The following is a 25,550-nucleotide window of genomic DNA, read 5'->3' as shown; positions in this document are numbered from 1 at the left end:
TCCCCGCTGCATCGATGCCTCGATTCGGTGACCGCGACAGCGTGCCGCCACCGACCAGTACAGCATCAACCCGCGCGCAGCCAGCCGCAGATGAGCAGACCCGCCGCATGCGCCCGCGCGGCAACCGCTCACGCTCAGCCGAGCGGGGCTCCTCGAAGACCGTCACCTCCAGCCGCGGGAAACGACGGCGAAGCTCAATCAGCGCACCGGAAGCTGGCGTGTAACGAACCCCATCTGCACCGCTTCCACCAGCTGACTCACCAATGCATCGCAGCCCGACCGTCTCTCAGAAACGCACGGACGACGGTGGGCACCCGCCCGGACGAGTACGGGTGAACAAGCTGCACGCCGAGCTCCCGCTCCAAGGAGCGGATCTGCTGGGACACCGACGGCTGCGCAACTCGCAAGAGGCACGCCGCCGAGGTCGCCGAACCCCGCTCAGCGACGGCCAGACGGCTTAATTGGAGAGACGTTGCCGATCGCCGGGCCGGCGGAAGGCGCTCGCGCTGTAGTAGCGGGTGACGTTGCCGTTGGTGTCGGTCTCGCGGCTGTAGTGCTTGAGGAAGTCCCACAGCATCGGGGACTCCTCGGCCATCGTGTTGTGCGATCGATAGAGGTTCTTGGTCAGCTTCAGGATGGGACGGCCGGTGCGGGTGTCGTTCCAGGTCCACGTCTGGAAGCGGTTCCGGTGGCCGCTGCGCCGCCCGGCGACGGTGTCCACGTCGTTCAGGGTGATCCCGTCGACCCGCAGGTGGTACCGCGCCCAGCTGTCGAGCAGGTGGGCAGGACCGTCTCGTCGTACCGGATCAGGTCGAAGCCGGGCGGGAAGTCGACCGGTGTGTAGCCGTCGGTCTCGCCACCGAACTCCCGCGCGGCGTAGGAGGCGAGATAGCCGGCGTTCAGGCCGGCGGAGTCAACGTACACCTGGCCGATGACGCGGAGCGGATGCGCGACGGCCCACGCCTCCAGGGCGGGGGCGCCCCGGCCGTACCCGACGAGGTAGTGCAGCCCGAAGATCGAGAAGTAGCGGTTGTTCTGGTGGAAGGCCATCGCCGCTTCGACGTAGGCGGCCTCGTCGCCGGGGCTGCCCCACCCGTCCGGTCCGGGCTCCAGGAGGAAAAGCCCCTCCTCCCGGCGGTCGGCGACCTCCCGCCAGGACGAGGACCGCAGGAACTCGGCGGTGCCGGTGTGGTCGGGCACCGCGATCACGGTGAAGTACGAGCGGATGGGAGTCCGCGGCGAGATGTACACCTTGGCCGTCCGGGTCGTGCCGCCGATGTCGAACGTCCTGGTCCAGTACCCGGTCATCTCGCGGGGCAGCTTGTTGGCGCGGGCGTAGTCGTAGGCGGGGAACGGGCGGTCGTCCAGGGATCGAGGCGGCGATGCCGACGCGGCGGTCTGCGGCAGGAGGGCGGCGGTCGTCGCGAGCGCGGCGGTGCCTTGCAGCAGACTGCGGCGGTCGATGGCGGTCATGAGATGGCCTTTCGGTTCGCGAGGTGGGCGCGCGAAGCGGCGATGGCGAGACGTGCGTGTTCCTTGCCGCCGACCTGGGCGACCAGGCGCGCCTTCGGGATTTCCAGCGCGTACGGCAGGCCGGGCGGCAGCGCGCCGAGGATGCCGTGGATGTCGATGCCGCCCTCGCCGGGAAAGAGCCGTTCGAACCGGGCGGTGTGGATGAGACCCTCGTTGGTGTCCGGCACGGCGGGCGGGGCGTCGCAGAGGTGTACGAAGTGGAACCACTCCGCCGGCAGCTCGCGAAGGTCGGCGACGCTCGACCCGGAGCGGGCGAAGTGCAACAGGTCGACCAGGATGCCCGCGTTGGACGCGCCGGCGCCGCGGAGCACCCGGACGGCCGAGTTCAGGTCGGGGGTCTCGGTCCAGGACGGGAATTCGAGGTCGACCGTGAGCCCGAGCGGCCGGGCCATCTCGCACAGCAGCGCGAACCGATCGGTCTTGCGGGCGCGATCGGGATCGGGCAGCTGCGCGATGACGTGGCGTGCCCCCAGCTCGGCCCCCGCCTCGAGGAACCGCTGGAAGTCACGTGGGTCCTCGTCGGGGCTGATCCGGGCCAGTTCGATGTCGAGGACCTCGACGCCGGTCGCGGCGAGCCGGACCTTGGTCGTACGCATCAGGGCGGGGTCGGTCGCGAGGGGGTAGTGCGGTTCCTGCGGGGTGACTCGGGTCAGCCGCAGGCCGACGTATCGGTATCCGGCCTCGGCGGCGGCGTCGACGAGCTCGGGTGGGGAGAGGCTGAGCGCGGTCAGATGGGCGAGCGAGAAGTCGGGTTGCTGGTCCGGGGCGGTGGGTGAGGGGTGCCGGAGGCTGAGCAGGCGGCGTTCGCGGTGGGCGGCCATCCGGACCGGGGCGCTGGCCGGCCCGCCGTACCCGTCGTACCGATCGACGCGCTGCACCACCGCGAAGAAGACGCGGTGACCGAGCATCTCGGTGTAGAAGTGCAGGTAGGCGCCGGTGTCGTCACAGTCGTACAGGATCGAGTTGGCGCGCAGCTCGGCCAGCAGCTCGGGCGGCAGGGCGAGACGGGCGTCGAGGTCGCTGTAGTAGTTGTCCGGGATCTTGAGCAAGGGCGCGCCGCGCGCACGCATCGAGCGAGCGCTGGCTATGGCGTCCATGGTGCGGAAGGCGACGTGCTGGGGGTTCGGGATCACCGGCGCCCAGTCGCCTCGGCGGAGCGGCGCGGTGTTGAGCGAGATCCGCACGTGGCGGCCCGCATCGCCGACCGCCCGGGAGCGGATCATCCCGAACGGTGCTGCCACCTCGGAGCTCACACCCGCCTGCAGGCCCAGCACCGCTTCGTAGAAGAGGGCGGCCTCGTCGAAATCGTCGACCGAGCCGGTGAGGGAGATGTGGTCCGTACCCGTGATGTGGCCGGCGTCGGAAACAGGCTCGTCGCGGGGTTCGAAGTCCTGCAACCAGTTGCCGGCATCGGCGCCGGTGCGTACCAGAAAGACCGAGGTGCCGTCGGGTGCCGCGATCGAGGCCAGATCCGCCTCGGCCGGCTCGCGCAGGCGGGGGAGTACGGGCGAGAGCAGTCGTTCGGCCCGTTGGGTGGACCGCAGCGGATCCGTGCTCTCGACGGCCAGCGCGCAGACCGTGGCCGTGCCGGGGGTGACCGTACGTTCGGCGGCGAAGTTCAGCAGTACGCGGGCCTTGTCCTGTTGCCACAGTTGCACCGGCTTGGAGCGGTGCTGGCCGGCGTGCCGGAAGCCGAGTGCCGTCAGAGCGCGTTCCAGCACCGGGCCTGAGACGGTGTCGACCGCGAGTTCGGTGAAGACGATGCCGCTGACGCCGGGCGCGGGTGGCAGACCGTGCACCCGGAGCTTGTCCCGGACCGGGGGAGCGGCCGCCACGGCGACCGCCTCCCGCAGGCTGAGCAGCGACCGCATGCCGTTGATGGCGGCGTGACGTGGATCGGCCTGCCGATAGACGTCGTCCGAGACCTCGAGCACCAGGGGGCCGGCGTATCCGGTACTGAGAACATGCCCGACGAAGGCGGTCAGATCGAACGACCCCAGTCCGGGGAAGAGGCGCTGATGCCGGCTCCGTTCGGCCACGTCCATGGTGGAGGTGGCCGCGTCGGCGAGCTCGAGCTGGAAGATCTTGTCGCCGGGGATCACCCGGATGCCGGCCGGCGCCTCGCCGCGCGACAGGACGTGGAAGCTGTCCAGGCACAGGCCGAGTGCGGCGTGGCCGGCCCGGCGGACGATCCGCCAGGCGTGCGGGACGGTGTTGACGAAGCGGCCCCAGGCGAGAGCCTCGTAGGCGAGGCGCAGCCCGCAGGTCTCGGCGCGGGTGGCCAGCACGCTCAGCTGTTCGGCGGCGAGATCGTCGTCGTCCACGGCCTCGGCCGACATCGAGGAGCAGACGACGACCGTCCGCACGCCGATCTGCTCGAGGACGTCGAAGGTACGTTCGGCCCGCCGCAGGTTGGCGGCGAAGGTGTCCGGCGGCACCGCCTCGACGTCGGGCAGGGCCTGGTAGGCGTCGACGGTGAGTCCACGCCGGGCGCATTCGCCGCGGATGCGGTGCGGCGACCAGGATGTGGTGGCGAGATCGCTGCCGGCGAGGGTGATGCCGTGGAACCGTGCGGCCGCCGCGGCGGCGAGTTTGTCCTCGAGGGTGCCGGAGAGACATGTCGTGCCGACGGAGAGCTGGAATCCGGTCATGGATGTCCTCCTCGACCTAAGGACGTACTAGATAGTTCATTACCGGCCCAGCATTGAACCCTCAGCCCAGGTAGGTCGGGCGGATGGACGGCGGGATCGGTCCCTTGTTGCGGCGGCCCTGGCCAGTCTCCTCCCAGGCGTGAGCGAGGATGCCGACGCTGCGGCTGAGGACGAACAACCCGCGGGCCAGCGGTGCCGGGAATCCCAGTTCGGCATAGACGACGGCGGTGGCGCCGTCGATGTTCATCGGTACGGGCTTGCTGCGACCGCGATTCAGCACGGCCTCGACCGCCAGGGCGGCTTGCCGGTGAGCGCCGCCCACCACCCCCGCCGCGGCCGCCTTCTCGACCAGGTCCAGTAATGGATCGCGACGAGGGTCGTGGGTGTGGAAACGATGCCCGAAGCCGGGAAGGTACTTGATGCCCCGGGTCCGCCACGCGCCGATGACGTCCTCGGCTGCCTGTGGCAACGCCGTTCCGGCCGTCACACGCTCGCAGATCTCGTCGAGCAGCGTCACGCACTCCTGCCCGGCGCCGCCGTGTGAGTCGCCGAGCGTGTTGATCGCGCTGGCCATCGCGTTGTTCAGGCCGACGCCGCAGGTGGCGGCCATCCTCGCGACCGCGATGGAAGGGGCGTGCGGGCCGTGGTCCACGCCGGCGACCAGGGCCGCCTCGAGCAGGCTCGCCTGCGCGTCGCTGGGTCGTTCGCCACGCAGCATCAACCAGATCATCGAACCGAACCCGATGGTGCCGATCAGCTCCTGAACCGGGATCCCGCGCAGTTCGACATGATCGGGCTCGATGCGGGACACCGCGGTGCCCCACCAGTCGGCCGCCGCCGCATCGCTCATGGCGTGACATTAGCCGCCGGTCCGAGCTGTGGTCCATAGGGACCGCAGGGTGGATCAGAATTTCGGGAAACCTCTGGTTGTGCGGCACGAAACATCGTCTTTATATTGAGCCGGACCTTACAGCGGACCGTGTGGTCCGTCCAGTGGACCTCAAGAGGTGAAAGATGACCGAATTTCCACGGCGGGCGGTCCTGCGAGGGGCAGCGGTCACGGCAGCGGCGACCGCGGCAGCGGCGACGGCCGGGGGCCAACCGGCGGCGGCCGGCCCCGGGCACGGCGGCGGCACCGAACCGAGGACCAAACAACCGATCACCAGCCGAGTCCCGCGCGGTCTGGACGAGTACTTCGACCCCTACTACAACGTCGTGCGGGGCCAGGTTCCGGCGTCGTACCACCCGTGGGTGGCCGACCGGCAGGACCGCATCCTGCTCTACACGCGGACCGCGGGTCCGCGCCACGCCCACCTCGGCCCGGCGCTGCCGGCCGGTCTGAACCCGGCGCTGACCGCCGCCCATGTCCTGCAGAACGCCGTCATCACCTGGATGGGCGAGGTCGGTGTCCAGGTGGACTGGACCGAGGACGTCACCCAGATGCCGGGGATCGGCAGCACCTACAAGGCGGTCGTCTTCGGCAGCACCAGCCGCGACACGTTGTGGAAGCACGGCACCGCGGTGCTGCCGGCCGCCGCGGTGAACACGACGACCGGCGCCCACCTCGACGCCGCCAAAACCGCTCTGCGGCAGTACATGCGGGCCGGCGGTGGCTTTGTCGGCATTCACAACGCCATCGGTGGCACCGAGTACAACTGGCCGTACTACGAGGGCCTGTGCGGCGGAACCCAGTACTACGACCACGGCGCCAATCAGGAGGGCACCGTGGTCACCTACGCCAAGGACTCGTCCACCGAGGGACTGCCGCAGCGGTGGCAGTTCAAGGACGAGTGGTACAACTGGATGCCCTTCCCCGAGCGGGTCAAGTTCCTGCTCGGCGTCGACGAGTCGACCCTCGCCACCAGGTCGAGCACCCATCCCGGCCATGGGCGATTCCATCCCATCTCGTGGTGCCAGTACTACGACGGCGGCCGTTCCTGGGTGACCGCCCTCGGCCACGACTCCGCCGCCTGGACCGACGGCTCCGGCTTCGTCGGACAGGCCTTCTTCAAGAAGCACATCGTCAACGGGATCCTGTCCGCCATGGGCAAGCTCCCGTTCTGCGTCTGAGCCGCCGTGAGCGTTATACGTCTGAGCCGCCGTGAGCGTTCTGCGTCTGAGCCGCCGAGAGAATGAGAGACCGCAGTGGAGAGACGTAAATTCCTGGCGGGCGCGGCCGGTGCGGTCGGGGCGACAGCTCTGACGGGTACGCCCGCCGAGGCGACCCCGGCCATGCCCGCACAGCCGCAAGCCTTCGGGCGGCCGGGCCGGAACTTCCCCAAGGTCGGTGGCGACCTGGGTAACACCAACCACTCGAACCTGGGCCGGATCACCAGGCGAACCGTCCATCGCCTCGGCGGAGCGTGGCACACCAACCTCGAGGGCGGGAGCACCAGCAGCGCGCAGCAGAGCACCGCGGTGGTCCAGGACGGCATCCTCTACGTGCAGACGACCCAGCAGAACGTGTTCGCCGTCGACGGCCGCACCGGGGCCGTCAAATGGCGGACCAACCTCGGCGACAAGAGCACCAACATGCGCGGCGTGGCGTTGGGCGAGGGCAAGGTCTTCTCCAGTTCCGGTTCCAACGTCGTGTACGCCCTGGACCAGCGCACCGGCGCCGTGGTCTGGCAGAAAGCCCTGATCACCGCGGACGAGGGCGGCTCCGACAGCGGCTGCGATCCGGCCGACGGGCAGTGCGGAGGACTGGCCGGCACGCTCGCCGGCGCCGTCGTCTACTTCGACGGGCTCCTCTACGTCGGCATGCAGGGCAGCACCGGCGGCGCCCGTGGCCGGGCGTACGCGCTGAGAGCCGCGACCGGCGAGATCGCCTGGACCTTCTGGTCGGCGCCCGGCCCGGGCGAGTTCGGGCACGACACCTGGGAGGGTGAATCGTGGAGGACCGGCGGTGCGGTGCCATGGATCCATCCCGCCATCGACCCCGAGCTCGGCCTGGTCTACTGGACGTTCAGCGGTCCCTACCCGCGCACCGACGGCTCGTCGCGCGGCGGAGACAACCTGTTCGCCAACTCGATCGTCGCCCTGGACGCGAAGACCGGCCGGCGGCGCTGGCACTTCCAGTCCGTGCACCACGACATCTGGGACATGGACAACGTCATGGCCCCGGTACTGGTCGATCTGCGGATCGGCGGCAAGCCGCGCAAGGTCGTCGTCTACGGCAGCAAGGTCGGCATGTACTACATCCTCGACCGCCGCACCGGTGAGGCGGTGCACGGCATGACGGAGCGGCCGGTGCCGCAGGAGGTACGCCAGAAGACCGCGGCCACGCAGCCGTTCCCCGGCGGGGAACCGTTCGTGCCGCAGGAGCCGCGCATCGACAAGGCGACCCGGCCGGTGCCGTTCTACGAGACCGGCGGGCTCTACACACCGCACTGGGACCGGCCGGTGATCATCTTCCCCGGGGCGGGTGGCGGCGCCGACTGGTCACATCTGTCGTTCAACCCGCACACCGGCTGGATCTACGTGGGGTACGGCCTGATCAACTCCGGGTTCTCCAACGCCCGCGACGGCCGGGTCAACACGTCCCGGCCGCTGGGGGAGTACTTCGCCGGCGGCATCGCCGCGGTCGACCCGGTCACGAACACCCCGGTCTGGACCAAGGATGGCGAGTGGTCGCTCGCCCACGGCAACGGCATCCTCACCACCGCGGGCCGCGTGATGTTCCAGGGCGGCCCCGACGGAGTCCTGCACGCCATGGACGACACGAACGGCGAGGTCCTCTGGAGCTTCCAGACCGGCGCCGGCGTGCACACCAGCCCGATCTCGTACGAGATCGGAGGTGAGCAGTACATCGCCGTGTTCGCCGGAGGCAACGGCCTGCCGTACCCGGACATCCCCAAGGGCGACCACCTGTGGGCGTTCAAGCTGGGCGGCACGGTGGCGCCGGCCCCCGCGCCGGTCCCGCCCTCGAAACGCAACGACGTACGCAGCGCGCCGGTCACCGGTACGGCGGCGAACAACACCGTGACGATCGGCCGGGTCTGGGACGCGGCCAAGGGCGCTCCCGGCGCGACCGAGAACACGGTCGCCCAGAACGCGATGTCGCCACAACACCTGACGATCCCGGCCGGGACGACGGTCACGTTCGTCAACCCGGCCGGCAACGCCTCCGCGCACGCGGCGGTGTCGTTCTTCGACGACGAGTTCGACACCGGCGTGCTGATGCCGGGCCGGAGCTGGTCGCACACCTTCGGCAAGCCCGGAACCTACTTCTACAACGACGCCATCCACCCGCAGAACACCGGCAAGATCGTCGTCACCTGACCGGGATCAGTAAACCTCGACCTTCCCGGTCGGACGGGGGCTGTAGCAGTCGTTGTAGAAGTACTCACCGCGCCGGTGGAAGGTGTAGGAGAAGGACTCGCCCGGCTGCAGTCGTACGTCGAAGAGCCCTTCGAAGAACTGTGTGGCGCCATGCTCGTGCACGTTGTCCGGCGGATTGACGAACGTGACGGTGGTGCCGGCCGGGATCCGCAGCCAGGTCGGCGCCATCGCGTTGACGGCGGTCGACTCGGTGCCGCCGACGGTGCCGGTGGCCCGGTCGTAGGTGCGCGCGAGCACCACGGTGTTGTTGACGGCGCTGCCCTCGACGGCGGTGCCGGACACCGGCCGGCGCACGGTGGGCGGCGTCGGGGCGGGCGCCGGGGCGACCGTGCCGCCGAGTTTGAACGCCCAGAGGAAGTCGCCCCGGGGCGCGGAGTCGCCGTAGGGGATGCCGGTGCCACCGGCGTAGACGGCCAGATACTGCTCGCCGTCGACCTCGTACATGATGGGGCTGCTGCTGATCGCGGCGCCGCACTGCCAGCGCCAGAGCTCACGTCCGCTGGCGGCGTCGAGGGCGAGCAGGTTCCCGTCCGGCTGCCCGATGTAGATGACGTTCCCGGCGGTGCTCAGGACACCGTTGCCGTGCGCCATCGAGTACGGCAGCCGGCGCTTCCAGCGGACCAGGTTCGTGCTGGGGTCGACCGCCACGACGCCGCCGGTCTGGTACTCGCCCGGCGGCCGGAGCCCGTTGCTGGACTCGGTGAGCGAGTGCGCGGCGGCCACGTACCCGAAGCCGGTGTAGACCAGCCCGGTGCGGTGGCTGAACGAGTGCGCGTTCCAGCATGCCCCTCCGCCATGGCCCGGGATCGACAGCACCGGCACATCCCAGTGCGGGGTGTAGATGCCCGCCTGGACATAGTTGGGTACGGCCCGGTTGGGGTCGCCCGGTACGGAGGTGCCGAGCGGCTGGTCCACCACCCGGTTCTCGGTCCAGCCACCTTGACGGGGGAACGGCTGCGTGGGCCAGGTCTTCTGGCGAGGGTCCTGGGGCACCGGCACCTCGTCGATGCCCAGCGGCGCCGAGCCGTCGACGCGGTCGAGGATGAAGTACATGCCGGACTTGCTGCCGTACACGACGACCTTGCGCAGCCGGCCGCGGATGCGGACGTCGGCCAGGACCGGCGCCATGACGTTGTCCATGTCCCAGATGCCGTGGTGGATCGACTGGAAGTGCCAGCGATACCTCCCCGTCCTGATCTCCATGGCCACGATGGAGCTGGAGAACAGGTTCTGCCCGCCGCGTCCGGAGCCGTCCTGCGACGAGTTGCTGCCGCGGGCGTTGCCGAAGGTCCAGTAGACGAGTCCGAGCTCCGGGTCCAGGGCCGGGTGCATCCACGGCGTCGCCCCGCCGGTCTGCCACGAGTCGCCTTCCCAGGTGTCGTGTCCGAGTTCGCCCGGGCCGGGGGCGCCCCAGAAGTGCCACACGACCGAGCCGTCGGCCGCGCTCAGCGCCAGTGCGGCGGCGCGGTCGCCGTCGTGCGTGCCGACGTGCAGCAGGTTGTCGTGATACGTGACGGCGACCTTCTCCATGTTGCCGTAGCCGTTGATCTGCCGTTCCCACAGCACAGCACCGGTGCCCTGGTCCAGGGCGATGATCCAGTTCCCTTTGCCGTGGGTGAAGACCTTGCCGGCGCCGACCGCGACCCCGCGGCGGGTGAGCGGGCCGCGCGTCTGGGTGTAGGTCCATGTGGTGACGCCGGTGCGGCCGTCGACCGCGTGGACGTTGCCCAGCGCCGACTCGACGAAGAGCACCCCGTCGACGGCGACCGCGGTGCTCTGATTCGTGCCGGTGGTGAGGCCGCCCTCGATCCGGTTGACCCACGCGCCGCCCAGCCGTCGGACGTTCGCCTGGTCGATCCGGGAGAGCGCCGAGTAGTTCTGATTGCCGTAGTTGCCGCCAACCTGGGGAAAGTCGCGACCACCGGGCGTGGCGCAGGACGCCGGCGCGAGCTTCGGGGGCGCGGGAATCCGGCTGAGCGGGGCCGCGGCGGTCGCCGCGAGCGCGCCCTTCAGAACGTTCCGGCGGGGAACCTCCATGGAAGACCTCCTCGATACGGCGGCCCCTTGCGCCACCCGAAATCCGGTCTTTATATTGGGCCGGACCTCACAGTGGTGCAAGTGGTCCGCCTGGCGGACCGTGATCGGAGGGTTGATGAAGAAGAAGACCTGGACCAAGCCGCAGATCGAGTGCCTCGAGTCGCGCGCCGAGATCTCCGCCTACGCCGGGGTCGGCGAGCCGTGGCGCAAGCGGCGCTGACCCGCGACGAGTTCGCCGCGGCCCTGCGCGGGCTGTCGGTCCGCTACTGGGACCGGCACCCGTTCCACCTGCGGCTGCACGCCGGACGGTGTACGCCGGCCGAGGTGCGGTCGTGGGTGGCCAACCGCTGGTACTACCAGAAGATCCTGGCGCGGAAGAACGCCGCGGTGATCGCCGGCTGCCCGTTGCCCGAAGTGCGCCGGCGGTGGTTGCGGCGGATCGTCTTCCACGACGGCCTCGTCGATGGCGATGGCGGTCTGACCGACTGGCTGGTGCTGGCCGACGCTGTCGGGCTCGACCGCGGCGAGCTGACCGGCGAGCGGCACGTCGCCCGGGGAACCCGGTTCGCGGTCGACGGCTATCTGCACTTCTGCCAGACCCGGCCCTGGACCGAAGCGGCGGCCGCCGCCCTGACCGAGTTGTTCTCGCCCGACCTCATGACCGAGCGGGTGCTCGCTTGGCGCACCCACTACGACTGGATCAAACCCGACGGCTACGCCTACTTCGAGAAGCGGATCCCGGTCGTACGCGACGACGCGAGCTACACCCTCGACCTGGTGCTGACCCACTGTGCGACCGCCGACCAGCAGGAAGCCGCCGTTCGCGCGCTCGCCTTCAAGTGCGATGTGCTCGGCGCGATGCTCGATGCCATCGACTATCAGGGCGGGGTGGCGTGAGACCGGGCCTCGTGAACGGTGTCCGGCTGGTCCACGATCCCGTCCGCGACGCCGACGCGCTGCTCTACCCGGAGGGCAGCCTGGTGCTGGACGGACCGGCGGCCGACGTGGTGCGCGCCTGCGACGGCGACCGCGATCTGCCGGCGGTGGCCGAGATGCTGGCCCGTGACTACGACGACGTGGTCCTGTCGGACGTGGCGGAGCTGGTCGGCGACCTGGTCGGACGCCGGTTGCTGACCGACGGAGGAACGCCGGCCCGATGCTCCGACGCGGCTGGGCGTCCCGATCCGGACGGCGGTCTCGCCGACGGCATGGTCGCCGAGCTGACCTACCGCTGCCCCCTGCGCTGCACCTACTGCTCGAACCCGGTGCAGATCGCACCGCACGACCAGGAGCTGACCAACACCGAGTGGTGCGACGCGCTGGAGCAGGCCCGCGATCTGGGCGTCCTGCAGGTGCACTTCTCCGGGGGCGAGCCGCTGCTGCGCCGCGACCTGAGCGAGCTGGCCGTGCAGGCGCAGCGGCTGGGCATGTACACCAATCTGATCACCAGCGGCTCGGGGCTGACCACGGCGCGCCTGACCGGCGTCGACCACGTCCAGCTCTCCATCCAGGACTCGGTCGCGGCCCAGGCGGACGCGGTCGCCGGAGTCCGCGCACATGAGAGGAAGATCCGCGCCGCCGCCGTCGTCCGTGGCGCGGGCCTGCCGCTGACGGTGAACGTCGTGCTGCACGCTGGGAACGTCGACCGTCTCGGCCCGATCGCCGACTTCGCGGTCGGCCTGGGAGCGGACCGGCTCGAACTGGCGCACACCCAGTTCTACGGCTGGGGTCTGGTCAACCGGGCCGCGTTGATGCCGACATCCGAGCAGATCGAGCGGGCCGGCGAGGCCGCCGCGGAGGTGCACGCCCGCTACGGCGAACAGACCGAGATCGTGTACGTGGAGCCGGACTACCACACCGGCCGGGCGAAACCGTGCATGAACGGGTGGGGCGCCCGGCAGTTCTCCATCACGCCGACCGGCGCGATGCTGCCGTGCCTGGCCGCCCAGCAACTGCCCGGTCCGGCGGCGCCGCAGCTGCGCGAGCAGCCGATGGCCGACATCTGGCGACGGTCGGAGCTGTTCAACCGGTTCCGCGGCACCCACTGGATGGCCGCGCCCTGCCGCGACTGCGCGCTGCGTGAACTCGACCACGGCGGATGCCGCTGCCAGGCATTCGCCCTGACCGGCGATCCGGCCGCCACCGACCCGGCGTGCTCGCTGTCCCCACGGCACCGCGACCTCGCCGCGGTGATCCGGACCGCCGGCTCCGACCCGCGGCCACCGGCCGTACCGCGGTGGTATCGGTGAAGGTACGGATTCTCGGCAGCGCGGCCGGTGGCGGCTGCCCGCAGTGGAACTGCGCCTGCCCGGTCTGCACGACCGCGCGCCGATCCGGCCGGCCGCGGAGCCAGGACTCGGTGGCGGTCAGCGGCGACGGAGCAGCCTGGTACCTGCTGAACGCGTCGCCGGACATCCGTACCCAGATCCTCGCCGCACCCGAGCTGACCCCCGGACCCGGCCCGCGCCAGACCCCGCTGCGCGGTGTGCTGCTGACCACGGCCGAGCTGGACCACACCCTCGGCCTGATGAGCCTGCGGGAGACGGCCGAGCTCACCGTGTACGCGACCGAGCCGGTACGCGCCGCGCTGGAACCGATGCGGTGCATGCTGGCCGCCTACACCAGGACCGATTTTCGGCCGATCGAGCCGACCCTGGACGGCGGATTGACCGTGCGGCGTCTCACGGTCGGTTCCAAACGCCCGCGCTACGCCGACGGCCGGCCCGGGGTGGACTGGATGTCGGCTCTCCGCCTGACCGACACGCGGACCGGCTCGTCGTTCGTCTACGCCACGTGCCTGCCGGCCTGGACCGGGGAGTTCGACGAGTTCCTGGCCGGCGCCGACGAGGCGCTCCTGGACGGCACCTTCGGTCATGACGACGAACTGACCCGCACGACCGGTCGGCTCGGCAGCGCGGCCTCGATGGGTCACCTGCCCATCGAGGTGACGCGGAAGCACCATGCCCGGCACCCGGGCACCCGGTTCCGCTACGGCCATCTCAACAACACGAACCCGGCGATCGGTGAGGACATCGCCGAGGACGGGCTGACGCTTCCGGTCCGCTGACCGATGACGGTCTTGACATCGGCATGTGTCGAGGTCAATAACTAACGTACCAGTCCGTACAAAGCCGCCGGGAGGTCGAGAGCGTGACCAGCGGTCGCCGATGTCGTCTACCGACCACCGTCCGGACGGTGACCGGATGCACCGTGACTTCGCAGAGCTGACCGGAGCCGGCGATGAATGATCCGTCAGCGGCCCGCGTCCTCGGCCAGCAAGCGGGCGCCCCGGGCCCGCCACCGGCGCAGCACATCGGGCAGCTCGCTGTTGTGCTCGCCGAGCACCGGAGGCGCGGAGTCCGGCGCGAGCGGAACCTCGTCGAACAGGACCCCGCTGCCGCTGACCCGCAAGGCCCTGGTGGCGTCACCGGGCGCGCCGGACGGGAACGGCAGATCGGTGACGAAACCACGGCCGCCGAGCTGCTCCAAGGCGACCGCCTGGGCCACGGTGAGGATGCGGGCGGCGGGCACACCAGCGGCGGAGAGCCTCCGCTCCCACTCCAGCGCCGGACGGGCCCGCAGGGCTTCGTTGAGCAGGTCGTTGAGCTCGTGGCGGTGCGCCTTGCGGGCCTCCCGTTCGGCGAACCGGGCGTCGGTGATCAACTCCGGCCGGCCGACCAGGCGGCACAACGACTCGAACTGTTCCTGCCGGTTCGCCGCGATGTTCAGCGGGCCGTCGGCGGTCTCGAACGTCCCGGACGGCGCCGCGGTGGCGTTCTGGTCGCCCATCGGGGCCGGCTCGACCCCGCCGACGAGGTAGTTGGAGACCGCCCAGCCCATCGCCGACATGGCGGCCTCGAGCATCGAGACGTCGAGGAAACGGCCCCGGCCGTCACGCTGCCGCCCGGCGAGCGCGGCGGCGATGGACAGCGCCGCGGTCAGCCCGCCGACCGTGTCGGCCACCGGAAAGCCGACCCGCAGCGGCGCTGTCTCCGGCGTACCCGTCACGCTCATCATCCCGGACAGTCCCTGAATGATCTGGTCGTACGCCGGCGATTGACTCATCGGGCCGATCTGCCCGAACCCGCTGATGGCGCAGTAGATCAACGCCGGGTTGAGCTCGCGCAGCCGCTCCCACGGATATCCGATGCGGGCCAGCACTCCGGCCCGGTAGTTGTCGACCAGGACGTCGGCGCAGTCGAGCAGCTCCTCGAACGTGGCGCGACCCGCGGGCGACTTGAGGTCCAGCTCGACCGACTTCTTGCCGGCGTTCTGGGCCAGGAACGACGCCCCGAGCCCGGCCTCGTTCAGCTCCGGTACGGGGCCGAGCTGGCGGGCCAGGTCGCCGCGGCCGGGCATCTCGACCTTGACGACCTCGGCGCCGAGCAGCATCAGGTGGTAGGTGCAGTACGGCCCGGCGAGGACATTGGTCAGGTCGAGGACGCGGACACCGTCGAGTGGACGATCTTGCATGCGCGACGCTCCTTCATGTGTTCAGTAGGACGAGCCCAGGGGATGCTCGAAGCCACGCTCGTTCATCTGCGCGGCCGCGGCCTGGAGTTCCTTGACGAACGTGGCGACCCGGTCCTCGGTGAACCGGACCGTCGGCCCGCTCAGCGAGAGCGCGGCGACCACGGTGCCGGAGCGACCCAGGATCGGTACGGCCACCGCGGACAGGCCCTCCTCGCGCTCGCCGTGACTGACCGCGTAGCCCTGCTCGGTGGCGGCGTCGATCCACTCCCGCAGCTGCCGGACGTGCCCCTCGCCAGCGGGCGAGGAACGGGCGATGCGTTCCAGCAGCGGGTCGGAGGCGTTGCGCAGCAGCACCTTCGCCGAGGCGCCACCCCACAACGGCAGCTCGTCACCGACATGCACCACGTGGCGCAGCGGTTGCGGGCTCTCCTGCTGGGCGATGCAGATCCGGACGATGTCGCGGACGACGTAGACGTTGACCGTCTCCCGCTCACGAGCGGCGAGTTCCCGCATCATCCGCTGGGTCTCCGGTGGGAGCTCCCAGCTCCGGCGGGCGAGGTGGGCCCAGCGCCAGAGGCCGGGACCGGCCATGTACCCGGAACTGGTCGCCCAGAGCAGACCGCTCTGCTCCAGCGTCTGCACCATGCGGATCACGGTGGTCTTGGCCAGGCCCGTCGCGGCCACGATGTCCCGGATGGCGATCAGCGGGCGGTCCTCGGTCAGCAAGGCCAGGATGTCGAGAGCCCGCTGGACGCTGCGCACGCCGCCGGCTTCCGCGGGCGGCTCCTCCGGAGCGGTGGTCGGGGTCGGGCGCTGGGAAGCGGGTGTCACGGCGGCTCACTCTCTTTCGGTCACACCGGGAGCCCCGGTGTCGCGGACTCCCCGATTCTGCCGCCCGAAGGGCGGGTTCATCGCTCCGTAACTTTCCCGACCCGGCCTATTGCCAGGACCTTGCGGCCACCCGTACGTTACACCGTAGTCCGCACAGCGGTCCATAACCGCCCATTGCGATCCATCTGGCGGACCTTAGGGAGGAACATATGCTCGACTCGATCGGCGTGGCGCCGGCGTCGGCGCTGCTCGGCGGCAAGTGGATCGACGACGGACCGGTCGCCGAGCGGGTGGGCCCGTTCGTCCGTACGGTGGTCAGCCGGGCGCGAACCGCTGACCGCGCCGACGCTGTCGCAGCAGCCGAGTACGCCCGGTCCGCGGCCCGTTCGGTCGCGAAGCTGGCCCCGGCCACCCGGGCCGCGACTCTTGACCGGGCCGCCGCCCTGGCGACCGAGCGCCGGGAGGACATCGCCCGGCTCATCGCCTTGGAACTGGGCAAGCCGATCAAGGACGGTCTCGGCGAGCTGGACCGGGTCGCCGACACGTTCGCGGTCTGTGCCGCCGAGGCCCGCCGGATCGGCGGCGACGTGCTGCCGGTGGCCGGCTGGGAGCGGGGGATCGGCAACACCGCCCTGACCTATCGCGCTCCAGCCGGCGTGGCCCTGGCGATCACACCGTTCAACGCACCGGCCAATCTGCTGGCCCACAAGCTGGGAGCGTCGTTCGCCGCCGGCAACAGCACCATCGTCAAGGCGCCACCGCAGGCCCCGGCGGTCTCGGCCGCCGTCGTGGCGCTGCTGCTGGAGGCCGGAGCGCCGGTCGAGGCGATCCAGTTGCTGCACGGCGGCGGTGACATCGGCGCCGCGCTCTGTGCGGCGCCGGAGGTCGCGGTCATCAGCTTCACCGGCAGCGCGGAGACCGGAGCCGCGGTGGCCCGGGCCGCCGGCGCCAAGCGACTCGTGCTCGAGCTGGGCGGCAACGCCGCCACCATCGTCTGCGCCGACGCCTTCCTACCCGCCGCGGCCCGCAACTGCGCCCGCACCGGTTACACCAACTCGGGGCAGAGCTGCATCTCCGTACAACGGATCTACGTGCAACGGTCGCGCTTCGCCGAATTCGTCGACCTGCTCACCGCCGAGGTACAGGCCCTGAAGGTCGGCGACCCGCTCGACCCGTCGACCGACGTCGGATCCATGGTCGACGACGAAGCCGCCGAACGTGTCCTGTCCTGGGCGACCGAGGCGGTCGACGGCGGCGCCCGGATCACCGTCGGAGGCACCCGCGACGGCGCCACGCTGACCCCGACCGTCGTGGCCGACCCGGCCGCCGACGCCTCGATCGTCGTCCGAGAGGTCTTCGGCGCGCTGGTCACGGTCCTGCCGTTCGACGACTTCGACACCGTCCTGCAGACCTGCAACACCAGCCGGTTCGGGCTTCAGGCCGGGCTCTTCACCAACGACATCGGCCGCATCCTCACCGCGTGGCGTGAACTCGAGGTCGGGGGCCTGGTGGTCAACGGCTCGTCCAACTTCCGGCTCGACCACGTGCCCTTCGGCGGCGTGAAGGACTCCGGTTTCGGTCGCGAGTCCCCCCATCACATGGTCGAGGACTACACGGTGGTCAAGACGCTCCTGCTGCGAGACCTGTCGATCTGGGGAGAGAACTGATGACCGCCGCGGACGCTCTGGTCGCTCAACTGGCCGACTACGGGGTCGAGTACATCTTCGGCACCTGTGGCCACACCAACATCGCCCTGCTCGACGCCATCGGGCGCAGCCCGATCGAGTTCGTCATCGCCCGGCACGAGCAGACCGCCGCGCATGCCGCCGACGGGTACGCCCGCGCCAGCGGCAAACCCGGCGTGGTCCTCATGCACGTCGGCCCCGGCATGATGAACGGGGTCACCGGCGTGGCCACGGCCGCGCTCGACTCGGTGCCGCTGATCGCCATCTCCGGTGACATTCCCTCCTACCTGTACGGCCGCCATCCGCACCAAGAGGTGAATCTGCACGCCGATGCCGACCAGACGGCCATCTACCGGCCGTTCGTCAAGCGGGCGTGGCACGTGCACCGGGTCGAGGACCTGCCCCGCTTCACCGAGCGGGCGTTCTGGACAGCCACCTCCGGCCGTCCCGGCGCCGTCCTGCTCAACGTACCGATGGACATGTTCTCCCGGGAACTGCCCGGCACCGTGCCGGCCTATCCCCTGCCGCACCCGGCCCGCCCGGACCTCGCCGCGGACGACGCCGACCGCATCGCGGCAGCCCTGGCCACCGCCGAGCGGCCGCTGATCTACCTCGGAGGTGGGCTCGGCGGACCCGACGGCCGTACCGCGCTGCGTGACCTCGCCGAGCACCTCGACATCCCGGTCGCGCATTCGTTGATGGCCAAGGGCGCCCTGCCCGACAACCACCCGCTTCTGCTGGGCATGACCGGTTTCTGGGGACTGGCCGAGACCAACGCGTACGCCCGGGACGCCGACGTCGTGCTCGCCGTCGCGACCCGGTTCGCCGAGACCGACGCCAGCTCATGGGATCCGGACCACACCTGGCGCTTCCCGCCGAGCCGGCTCATCCAGATCGACATCGACCCCGCCGAGATCGGCCGCAACTACCCGGTCGAGATCGGCGCCGTCGCCGACGCCGGCCGCGCGGTGCGGCAGATTCTCGCCGCGGTGCGTAGTCACCTACCGGCCGGCACAGACCGCCCGCGGATGAGGGAGGACATCCGAGCCGCACGGTCGGAGTTGTTCGCCGCAAGCGCCGACCGTGGCCGCAGCGATCAGTTCCCGCTGCGGCCCGAACGCATCCTCGCCGACGTCCGAGCCGCCCTGCCGGACGACGCCGTGCTGGTCACCGATGTCGGCTGGAACAAGAACGGGGTGGCCCAGTGCTACCCGTTGCCGGAGGGCGGCCGATTCATCACGCCCGGCGGCGCCTCCACCATGGGGTTCGGACCGGCCGCCGCGCTGGGCGTCCAGGTCGCCGAGCCGGGCCGGGTGGTGGTCGCCCTGATCGGCGACGGCGGCATGAGCGCCCAGTTGCCCGCCCTGCCCCTCGCCGTCGAGCAGGGGCTGCCGGTCATCTTCCTGGTGATGAACAACCGTGCCCACGGCACCATCTCCGACCTGCAGGCAGGCGCCTTCGGCCAGAGCTACGGCTGCGACTTCACCGACCCGGACGGCAACCCCTACAGCCCTGACTTCGCCGCGCTCGGCCGCGCCTGTGGCGCCGACGGCTACGCCATCGCCGAGCCCGGCGAACTGATGACCGCCCTCAAGACGGCAGTGGAACGCCGACGCCCCGCGGTGATCGACGTCCCCATGGTCAACGAGCCGGTCCCCACCCCCGGCCACTGGAACATCAAAGACATCTACCAGGGCAAATTCGACTGATACCTCCTGACAGAAGGTGACCCGCCCATGCTCCGACGCCGCGCCACCGCCATATTCGCCATCGCCGTCCTCGCCGTTACCCTCGCCACCGGATGCAGCGCCCCCGGCTCGGACTCCGAGTCGTCCGGCGACAAGTCCGGACCCATCAAGATCGCACTGGTGGACGCCCAGAGCGGACAGCTCAGCTCGCTCGGCGGGTGGGAGCTCAAGGGCGCCCGCCTCGCCATCGACGAGTGGAACGCCCAGGGCGGGATCGACGGCCGCCAGATCGAACTCGGCGTCTTCGACGACCAGGGCGACCCGACCGTCGGCACCAACCTCGCCCGCAAGATCGACAGCGAGGGCTACATCGCGATGATCGGCACCGCTGAGAGCGCGGTCACCATCGCCATGGCGCCCATCCTCAAACAGGCCGAGATCCCCAACATCACCTCCGGGCAGTCACCGGGACTGGTCGCGGCCGGCAGCGATTTCCTCTTCCTCAACGGCCCGACCAGCACCACGTACGACGAGACCCTGGCCAAGCACATCGTGGATCAGCAGGGCATCAAGAGCATCGCCATGATCAGCAACAACGGCGGGTACGGCAAGGGCGAGCACGACGCGTTCCTCAAGGCCTTGACGAGCCGCGGCGTCACACCGGTGGTCGACCAGGTGGTCACCACCGACCAGAAAGACTTCAGCGCCGTTCTCACCGGGATCCGGCAGAAGAACCCCAAGGTGATCTTCTTGGGCGCCGAGGAGGTCGAATCCGGCCTGATCGTCAAACAGGCCCGCGACCTCGGCATCACCGCCACCTTCGCCGGGGCCGCGCCGCAGGGCACACCGGTCTTCCTCGACACCGCCGGCGCGAAGAACGCCGAGGGCACGATCGTCAGCTCCCCCTACCTGAGCAACGACATCAACGACGCCGCCAAGAAGTTCGCCACCGACTACAAGGCGAAGTTCAACGAGGACGCCGAGCTGCACGGCGCAAAAGCCTACGACGGCGCCCAGATCCTGCTCACCGCACTCAAGAGCAGCAACGTGGCCACCGGCAAGGAACTCGCCGAGGCGATCCGCGGGACCAGGTACCAGGGCCTGCTGGGCGACTTCGCGTACGACAAGACCGGCGTCGGCATCTTCGTCACGTCGATCGGCACCATCCAGAACGGCAAGCTCGTCGCCGCCGCGAGCTGACGGGCACAAGGAGAACCATGCAGGTCTTTCTGCAGACGATCGTGGGCGGCGTCAGTCTCGGCGCCGTCTACGCCTTGGTCGCGCTGGGCTTCTCATTGGTCTACCGCACCATGGGCCTGGTCAACTTCGCCCACGGCAACGTCGTGACCGTCGGCGCCTACCTCGCCTCCACCTTCTACCTGTCCACCAAACTGCCGTTCGCCTTGGCCATGGTGGTCGCGATCGGGCTGACCGGCGTCATCGGCCTGGTCATCGAGCGTGTCCTGCGGCCGTTGGAGAACCGGGACTTCGACCTCATGCTGATCGGGACGATCGGCTTCGGCATCGTCCTCGACGCGCTGATCATCATGATCTGGGGCGCCACCGGCCGGGCCGTCCCCTCGCCCGTGCCGTCCGCGCCGCTCGACTTCCTCGGCCTGCGCATCCGCACCTACGACCTGGTCGTGCTCGCCATCGCGGCCGCCGCCACGGTGCTGCTGGTGCTCTTCCTCTCCCGTACCAAACGCGGGGCGGCGATGCAGGCGGTCGCCATGGACCACGAGGCGGCCACCGCGGTCGGCATCCACGTCGGGCGTAGCAACGCCATCGCGTTCATGATCGGCGCCGGCCTCGCCGCACTGGCCGGCGGGCTGGTCGGGCCGCTCCTCTACGTCAGCCCGGCGCTCGGCGGGACGCTCGGCATCAAAGGGTTCGCGGCCGCCATCCTGGGCGGCTTCGGCAGCATCCCCGGCGCGATCGTCGGCGGGCTCGCGATCGGCATCCTCGACTCCTTCATGGCCGGCCACTTCCAGGGCTACGGCGAGCTGTTCACCTTCCTGATCTTCACGGTGATCATCATGGTGCGGCCGACCGGCATCTTCGGCGAGCGGACGGTGAACCGGGCATGAGAAAGAAACTCGCGACGGTCGCGCTGGTCGGTGCCGGCGCTTGGTTGTTGCCGTACGGTCTCGACTCGTACGCCATCCACGTCGCCAACGTCATCCTCATCTTCGCCGTCCTCGCCATCGGCCTCGGGCTCTGCATGGGCGTGGCGGGACAGGTCAACCTGGCCCAGGTCGCCTTCTTCGGCGTCGGGGCATACGCCACCGCCATCCTCACCACCAAGGCCGGCCTCGGCTTCTGGGTCGCCGCACTGCTCGCCGTCGCCGCTACCGTTGCGGTCGGCCTGGTCGTCGGCACTCCCGCGCTACGCGTCCAATCGCACTACCTCGGCATCGTCACCCTCGGCCTCGCGCTGGCCTTCACCAACTGGGTCACCAACGCGCAGGTCTCCGGCGGCGCGGAGGGAATCTCGTCGATACCGGGGCCCACCCTGCCCGGCGTCGATCTGGACAGCGAATACCTGTACTACTACCTGGAACTGATCGTCTTCGCCCTTGCCCTCGCATTCGGGCTGTTCCTGGTCCGGACCCGGCTGGGCCGGCGCATGCGGGCCATGCGCGACGACTCACTCGCCGCCGGCGCCCTGGGCGCCGAGGTGCCTCAGCTCCGCATGACGGCGTTCCTCCTGGCCAGCGTCTACGGCGGCGTAGGCGGCGTGCTCTACGCCGGGCTCATCCGCTACGTCGCCCCGGAGTCCTTCGGCATCGCCAACATGTTCCTGCTGCTCGGCATGGTGATCATCGGCGGCCGGCAGAGCCTGATCGGCTGTGTCGTCGGGGCCGTGAGCCTCGCCCTCGTGCGCGAGGGACTGACCGACCACCCGACGGTCGCCCAGGTCGCATACGGCGCGGTGGTGGTGCTCGTGGTGGTCTTCGCGCCCACCGGCCTCGCCGGCCTGCCCGCCCGCGTACGCGCCGCACTGGCCCGCCGCCGCCGGCAGCAGAGCGCCGCCGCCCGGCTCGGCCCGTTCCAGCCCTACCCGGCCGCGGGCATCGCGCCTTCCGGTCGTCCGGTCCTGGAGGTAACCGGGTTGACGATGCAGTTCCGGGGGATCAGGGCCCTGGACGAGGTGGCGCTGACCGCGTCCGAAGGCGAGATCCGCGGCATCGTCGGACCGAACGGCTCCGGCAAGACCACGCTCTTCAACGTCGTCAGCGGGCTGTACCGGCCAACGGCGGGACAAGTGCGGTTCCGCGGCCAGGACATGACCGGCAGCCGCCCGTACCGGCTGGCCCGCGCCGGGATGTCGCGCACCTTCCAGAACCTGCGCCTGTTCGGCGACCTCACCGTCGAGGAGAACATCCTTGTCGCGCTCGACCGCAGTCCCACCCTCGCCAGCTGGCGTTACCTGCTCGGGCCGATCAGCATCCTGCGGCAGGACCGGACCCTGCGGCGACAGGCCGGTGAGGTGCTCGACCGGTACGGGCTCACCGAGTTCGCGCAGTCCCGGCCCCGATCGCTGCCGTACGGCATCCAACGGCGGGTGGAGATCGCCCGCGCGGTGGCTGCCGCCCCGTCGCTGCTGCTGCTGGACGAGCCGGCCGCCGGCCTCAACGGCGAGGAGGTACGCCAGCTCAGCGAGATCGTCCGATCCATCCGCGACAGCGGCATCACCGTCATCATCATCGAACACAACATGGGCCTGGTCATGTCCCTGTGCGAACGGGTCACCGTCCTGGCCGGCGGCCGCATCATCGCCGAGGGCGAGCCCGCCGACGTCGCCGCGACCCCCGCCGTCATCGAGGCCTACCTCGGCGACTCGATGAGCACCGAGGACCTGCCGTCCGTCCCGGAGGTGACCGCATGACCGCACTGTCCGAGCCGGCGACCAGCACCAGCCAGGCCCTCACCGTCGAAGGGCTCACCGTCCACTACGGCGGCGTCTGCGCCGTACGCGAGCTCAGCTTCTCGGTCCCGGCGGGTGAGGCCATCGGTGTCATCGGCGCCAACGGCGCCGGAAAGACATCAACCCTCAAGGCCGTCATGGGCCTCATCCCACGCCGGGTCGCCACGTTGCGCTTCGGCGACATCGACCTGAGCCGGGTGAACGCCCGTTCGATGGTCCGCCACGGCATCGGGTACGTGCCGGAAGGCCGCCACGTCTTCGCCGGTCTGCCCGTCGAGAAGAACCTTCTGCTCGGCGCCTACGCCCGCAAGTGGAACGCCGAGACCCACGCCACCCTCGGGCAGGTGTACGAGCTGTTCCCCGTGCTCGGCGAGATGCGGCACCGGCTGGCCGGGGCTCTGTCCGGTGGCCAGCAGCAGATGCTCGCCATCGGGCGTGCGCTGATGTCCCGTCCCCGGCTGCTGCTGCTCGACGAGCCGTCCATGGGACTCTCGCCGAAGCTGGTCGAGGACATCCTCGCCGTGCTGCAGCGGCTGCGCGCCGAGGGGCTCAGCCTGCTGCTGGTCGAGCAGAACGCCAAGCTGACCTTCGAGGCCACCAGCAGCTGCCTGGTCGTGGAGAACGGCGAGGTGGCGATGAGCGGGACCTCCGCCGACCTGCGCCACGACCCGCAGGTGCGCCGCATCTACCTGGGCCTGTGAAACTCGGCCAACCGCTTCAACTCGGCGGGCACCGGCTCCGCAACCGGGTGGTCAGCCCGCCGATGGAGCGCAACTACGGCACACCCGACGGCCGGGTGGCCGATCCCGCCGTTTCCGGCTTCCAGCCGGTGGCCCCCTCGCCGGTGCCCTTCCGGGGGCGTACGCCGCGCGAACTGACCATCGCCGACGTCGAGGAGCTCACCGTGGCCTTCGGGGCCGCGGCCCGGCGCTGTGCCGAGGCCGCGGTCGACGTCATCGAGGTGCACGCCGCCCACGGCTACCTCATCCACCAGTTCCTGTCGCCGCGAACGAACCGGCGCACCGACCGCTACGCCGACCCGGTCCGGTTTCTCGCCGACGTCCTCCAGCAGATCCGGGCCGCAGCGCCGCACGCCGCGGTGGTTCTGCGCCTGTCCGCGTTCGAGGGGGTTCCCGATGGTCTCGACGCGAACGCGACGCTTGCGCTGACCGGGAGGCTGCCGCTGCACCTGGTCGATGCCCCTCGACATCTCGGCCGGTTGCTACGAGGCGGGGGAGTGGATCGTGCAGCCGGACGAGGTCGATCGGGGCGTCCTCGCCCCGTACGCCACCATGTTCCGGGTGTTCGGCAAGCCGGTCGGCGTGGCTGGGCGGATCGTCACCGGGGACACCGCCGAGGAGATTCTGGCGTCCGGCGCCGCCGACTTCGTGGCCGTGGGCCGGGCCCTGCACGCCGACCCCGGATGGACGGCCGCCACTCTCGCGGGCGTGCTGCCCCGCCCGTGCATCGGCTGCAACCAGGGATGCATCGACGTGCTGCACACCCAGCAGCCGATCTGGTGCCTGGTCAATCCCGGCGCCGGCCGCGAGGCGTTACGCGGCGCCGGTCGTGAGGCGTTGCGCGGCGCCGGTCGTGACGCGTCACCCGGGCGCCGCCGCGTTCTCGTCGCCGGGGCGGGCGTCGCCGGTCGCGCGTCGTCGACCTGCGTGACTGGCTACGGCACCCGGATCCACCACGACCGGACAGCGTCGTCACGATCTGGGGAGCCGACCGCGCCGGAGTCGCCACGGCCGACGCCGCCACGGCCGCCGGTCACCGGGTGCTGCTTCTCGCGGCCGGCGAGGAGCTCGCGCCCGAGGCCGGACCACGGGAGAAGAGCATGATGCTCCGCCGGCTGGCCGACCATCCGGACGTGGAGATCAAGCACGGCACCACGGTCGAAGCCGTCGAACCGCGCCGGCTCCTGCTCGGCCACGCCGGTGACCGCGGGTGGCTCGACGTCGCCGGCCCGATCGTGGTGTCCCAGGGCACAGTGCCACGACCCGTCCCCGTCACACCGGGGCGCAGGCGCACGCTCGTGGTGGGCGAGGCCGGATTCGCGGGATCGGCGGCCGAGGCCATCCGGCAGGCCAGTGCGATCACGGTGTGACGCCGCCACCGTGAAGTCGGCACCTGCTGGCTTAGATTGGACCCGTGACGGATGCTGAGCTCATCGCCATCGCGCGGGCGCAAGCGGCCGAGCTACGTCGCCTGTCCTTGCGCGACGCCGCGGTGGAAGTCCACGGGCCGGAGGCGGAGGTTCTGCTGAGCGACCCACGGTACGCCCGCGGTGGCGGGCTCCTGGTGGTCATCGATACCGCCACCGGCGCCGTCCTGCGGGTGATACCGCAGCTGTGACGGGCACCGCCCGATCCGCTGCCGG

General features: G+C 70.4%; 22 protein-coding genes and 1 pseudogene. 15 read left to right on the top strand and 8 right to left on the bottom strand.

What is annotated here, in order from left to right; all coding sequences use genetic code 11:
* Positions 1-257 precede the first annotated feature (257 nt).
* From AB0M54_RS38725 to AB0M54_RS38705, 5 genes are all read right to left on the bottom strand, one after another.
* Positions 258-572 carry a LysR family transcriptional regulator gene (locus AB0M54_RS38725; protein ID WP_364476926.1) on the bottom strand — a complete coding sequence of 105 codons (315 nt, stop codon included), beginning with the start codon at positions 570-572 and terminating at the stop codon, positions 258-260.
* Positions 458-721 (bottom strand): hypothetical protein, encoded by a 264-nt coding sequence (locus AB0M54_RS38720; RefSeq protein ID WP_364326565.1) that lies wholly within the window; start codon positions 719-721, stop codon positions 458-460. Before AB0M54_RS38720 ends, AB0M54_RS38725 begins: the two co-directional genes overlap by 115 nt.
* 5 nt (positions 722-726) lie before the next feature.
* Entirely contained in the window at positions 727-1,473 is a 747-nt protein-coding gene (locus AB0M54_RS38715) for a hypothetical protein (protein WP_364326562.1), read from the bottom strand.
* Positions 1,470-4,184 carry a TIM barrel protein gene (locus AB0M54_RS38710; protein ID WP_364476924.1) on the bottom strand — a complete coding sequence of 905 codons (2,715 nt, stop codon included), beginning with the start codon at positions 4,182-4,184 and terminating at the stop codon, positions 1,470-1,472. The genes AB0M54_RS38715 and AB0M54_RS38710 overlap by 4 nt, the downstream gene beginning before the upstream one ends.
* 61 nt (positions 4,185-4,245) lie before the next feature.
* On the bottom strand, positions 4,246-5,034 hold the full coding sequence (locus AB0M54_RS38705; RefSeq protein ID WP_364476923.1) for a citryl-CoA lyase: 789 nt from the start codon (positions 5,032-5,034) through the stop codon (positions 4,246-4,248).
* 164 nt (positions 5,035-5,198) lie between these two features.
* Here AB0M54_RS38705 and AB0M54_RS38700 point away from each other — a divergent pair, with 164 nt between their 5' ends.
* Both AB0M54_RS38700 and AB0M54_RS38695 read left to right on the top strand, forming a co-directional pair.
* Positions 5,199-6,254 (top strand): ThuA domain-containing protein, encoded by a 1,056-nt coding sequence (locus AB0M54_RS38700; RefSeq protein ID WP_364326554.1) that lies wholly within the window; start codon positions 5,199-5,201, stop codon positions 6,252-6,254.
* Positions 6,255-6,329: 75 nt separating this feature from the next.
* On the top strand, positions 6,330-8,465 hold the full coding sequence (locus AB0M54_RS38695; RefSeq protein WP_364476921.1) for a PQQ-binding-like beta-propeller repeat protein: 2,136 nt from the start codon (positions 6,330-6,332) through the stop codon (positions 8,463-8,465).
* Between the two features lie 6 nt (positions 8,466-8,471).
* Here the strand turns inward: AB0M54_RS38695 and AB0M54_RS38690 are convergent, their stop codons facing one another.
* Entirely contained in the window at positions 8,472-10,562 is a 2,091-nt protein-coding gene (locus AB0M54_RS38690) for a PQQ-binding-like beta-propeller repeat protein (RefSeq protein WP_364476919.1), read from the bottom strand.
* 201 nt (positions 10,563-10,763) lie between these two features.
* Between AB0M54_RS38690 and pqqC the strand changes: the two genes are divergently transcribed.
* From pqqC to AB0M54_RS38675, 3 genes are read left to right on the top strand one after another with little or no spacing between them, the layout of a single operon-like run.
* Positions 10,764-11,459 carry a pyrroloquinoline-quinone synthase PqqC gene (gene pqqC / locus AB0M54_RS38685; RefSeq protein WP_364326545.1) on the top strand — a complete coding sequence of 232 codons (696 nt, stop codon included), beginning with the start codon at positions 10,764-10,766 and terminating at the stop codon, positions 11,457-11,459.
* Positions 11,456-12,811, top strand: a complete 1,356-nt coding sequence (gene pqqE, locus AB0M54_RS38680; protein ID WP_364476917.1) for a pyrroloquinoline quinone biosynthesis protein PqqE — start codon at positions 11,456-11,458, stop codon at positions 12,809-12,811. Before pqqC ends, pqqE begins: the two co-directional genes overlap by 4 nt.
* Positions 12,808-13,629: an MBL fold metallo-hydrolase gene (locus AB0M54_RS38675; RefSeq protein WP_364326539.1), complete on the top strand. Its 822-nt coding sequence runs from the start codon at positions 12,808-12,810 to the stop codon at positions 13,627-13,629. Before pqqE ends, AB0M54_RS38675 begins: the two co-directional genes overlap by 4 nt.
* A gap of 185 nt (positions 13,630-13,814) precedes the next feature.
* Here AB0M54_RS38675 and AB0M54_RS38670 read toward each other — a convergent pair whose 3' ends face one another.
* Complete coding sequence (locus AB0M54_RS38670) at positions 13,815-15,035, bottom strand: CoA transferase (RefSeq protein WP_364326536.1); 1,221 nt, start codon at positions 15,033-15,035, stop codon at positions 13,815-13,817.
* A 21-nt stretch (positions 15,036-15,056) separates the two neighbouring features.
* Positions 15,057-15,866 carry an IclR family transcriptional regulator gene (locus tag AB0M54_RS38665; protein WP_364476915.1) on the bottom strand — a complete coding sequence of 270 codons (810 nt, stop codon included), beginning with the start codon at positions 15,864-15,866 and terminating at the stop codon, positions 15,057-15,059.
* A 209-nt stretch (positions 15,867-16,075) separates the two neighbouring features.
* Between AB0M54_RS38665 and AB0M54_RS38660 the strand changes: the two genes are divergently transcribed.
* The 10 genes and pseudogenes from AB0M54_RS38660 to AB0M54_RS38615 all read left to right on the top strand — a co-directional run bounded on the left by AB0M54_RS38660 (position 16,076) and on the right by AB0M54_RS38615 (position 25,525).
* Positions 16,076-17,533, top strand: coding sequence for an aldehyde dehydrogenase family protein (locus AB0M54_RS38660; RefSeq protein ID WP_364476914.1), 1,458 nt, complete (start codon positions 16,076-16,078; stop codon positions 17,531-17,533).
* Positions 17,533-19,260 carry a thiamine pyrophosphate-binding protein gene (locus AB0M54_RS38655; RefSeq protein ID WP_364326527.1) on the top strand — a complete coding sequence of 576 codons (1,728 nt, stop codon included), beginning with the start codon at positions 17,533-17,535 and terminating at the stop codon, positions 19,258-19,260. The genes AB0M54_RS38660 and AB0M54_RS38655 overlap by 1 nt, the downstream gene beginning before the upstream one ends.
* 27 nt (positions 19,261-19,287) lie before the next feature.
* Complete coding sequence (locus AB0M54_RS38650; protein ID WP_364476912.1) at positions 19,288-20,439, top strand: ABC transporter substrate-binding protein; 1,152 nt, start codon at positions 19,288-19,290, stop codon at positions 20,437-20,439.
* A 17-nt stretch (positions 20,440-20,456) separates the two neighbouring features.
* Positions 20,457-21,326 (top strand): branched-chain amino acid ABC transporter permease, encoded by an 870-nt coding sequence (locus AB0M54_RS38645; protein WP_364326521.1) that lies wholly within the window; start codon positions 20,457-20,459, stop codon positions 21,324-21,326.
* On the top strand, positions 21,323-23,128 hold the full coding sequence (locus AB0M54_RS38640) for a branched-chain amino acid ABC transporter ATP-binding protein/permease (RefSeq protein WP_364326518.1): 1,806 nt from the start codon (positions 21,323-21,325) through the stop codon (positions 23,126-23,128). The genes AB0M54_RS38645 and AB0M54_RS38640 overlap by 4 nt, the downstream gene beginning before the upstream one ends.
* Complete coding sequence (locus AB0M54_RS38635) at positions 23,125-23,868, top strand: ABC transporter ATP-binding protein (protein WP_364326515.1); 744 nt, start codon at positions 23,125-23,127, stop codon at positions 23,866-23,868. The genes AB0M54_RS38640 and AB0M54_RS38635 overlap by 4 nt, the downstream gene beginning before the upstream one ends.
* Positions 23,869-23,930: 62 nt before the next feature.
* Positions 23,931-24,260, top strand: a pseudogene (locus tag AB0M54_RS38630) (hypothetical protein); the annotation flags it as partial.
* A gap of 103 nt (positions 24,261-24,363) precedes the next feature.
* A complete protein-coding gene (locus tag AB0M54_RS38625) occupies positions 24,364-25,011 on the top strand; it encodes a hypothetical protein (RefSeq protein ID WP_364476936.1) in 648 nt (215 codons plus the stop codon).
* Positions 24,948-25,277 (top strand): hypothetical protein, encoded by a 330-nt coding sequence (locus AB0M54_RS38620; RefSeq protein WP_364476910.1) that lies wholly within the window; start codon positions 24,948-24,950, stop codon positions 25,275-25,277. The genes AB0M54_RS38625 and AB0M54_RS38620 overlap by 64 nt, the downstream gene beginning before the upstream one ends.
* 44 nt (positions 25,278-25,321) lie before the next feature.
* Positions 25,322-25,525 (top strand): hypothetical protein, encoded by a 204-nt coding sequence (locus tag AB0M54_RS38615; RefSeq protein WP_364326503.1) that lies wholly within the window; start codon positions 25,322-25,324, stop codon positions 25,523-25,525.
* Positions 25,526-25,550: the final 25 nt, after the last annotated feature.

Origin of the sequence: Actinoplanes sp. NPDC051470 (genome assembly GCF_040682035.1) — a bacterium.
GTDB lineage: Bacteria > Actinomycetota > Actinomycetes > Mycobacteriales > Micromonosporaceae > Actinoplanes.
Note: the sequence above shows the minus strand (reverse complement) of the source record. Positions and strands in the feature narration are given on the sequence as shown.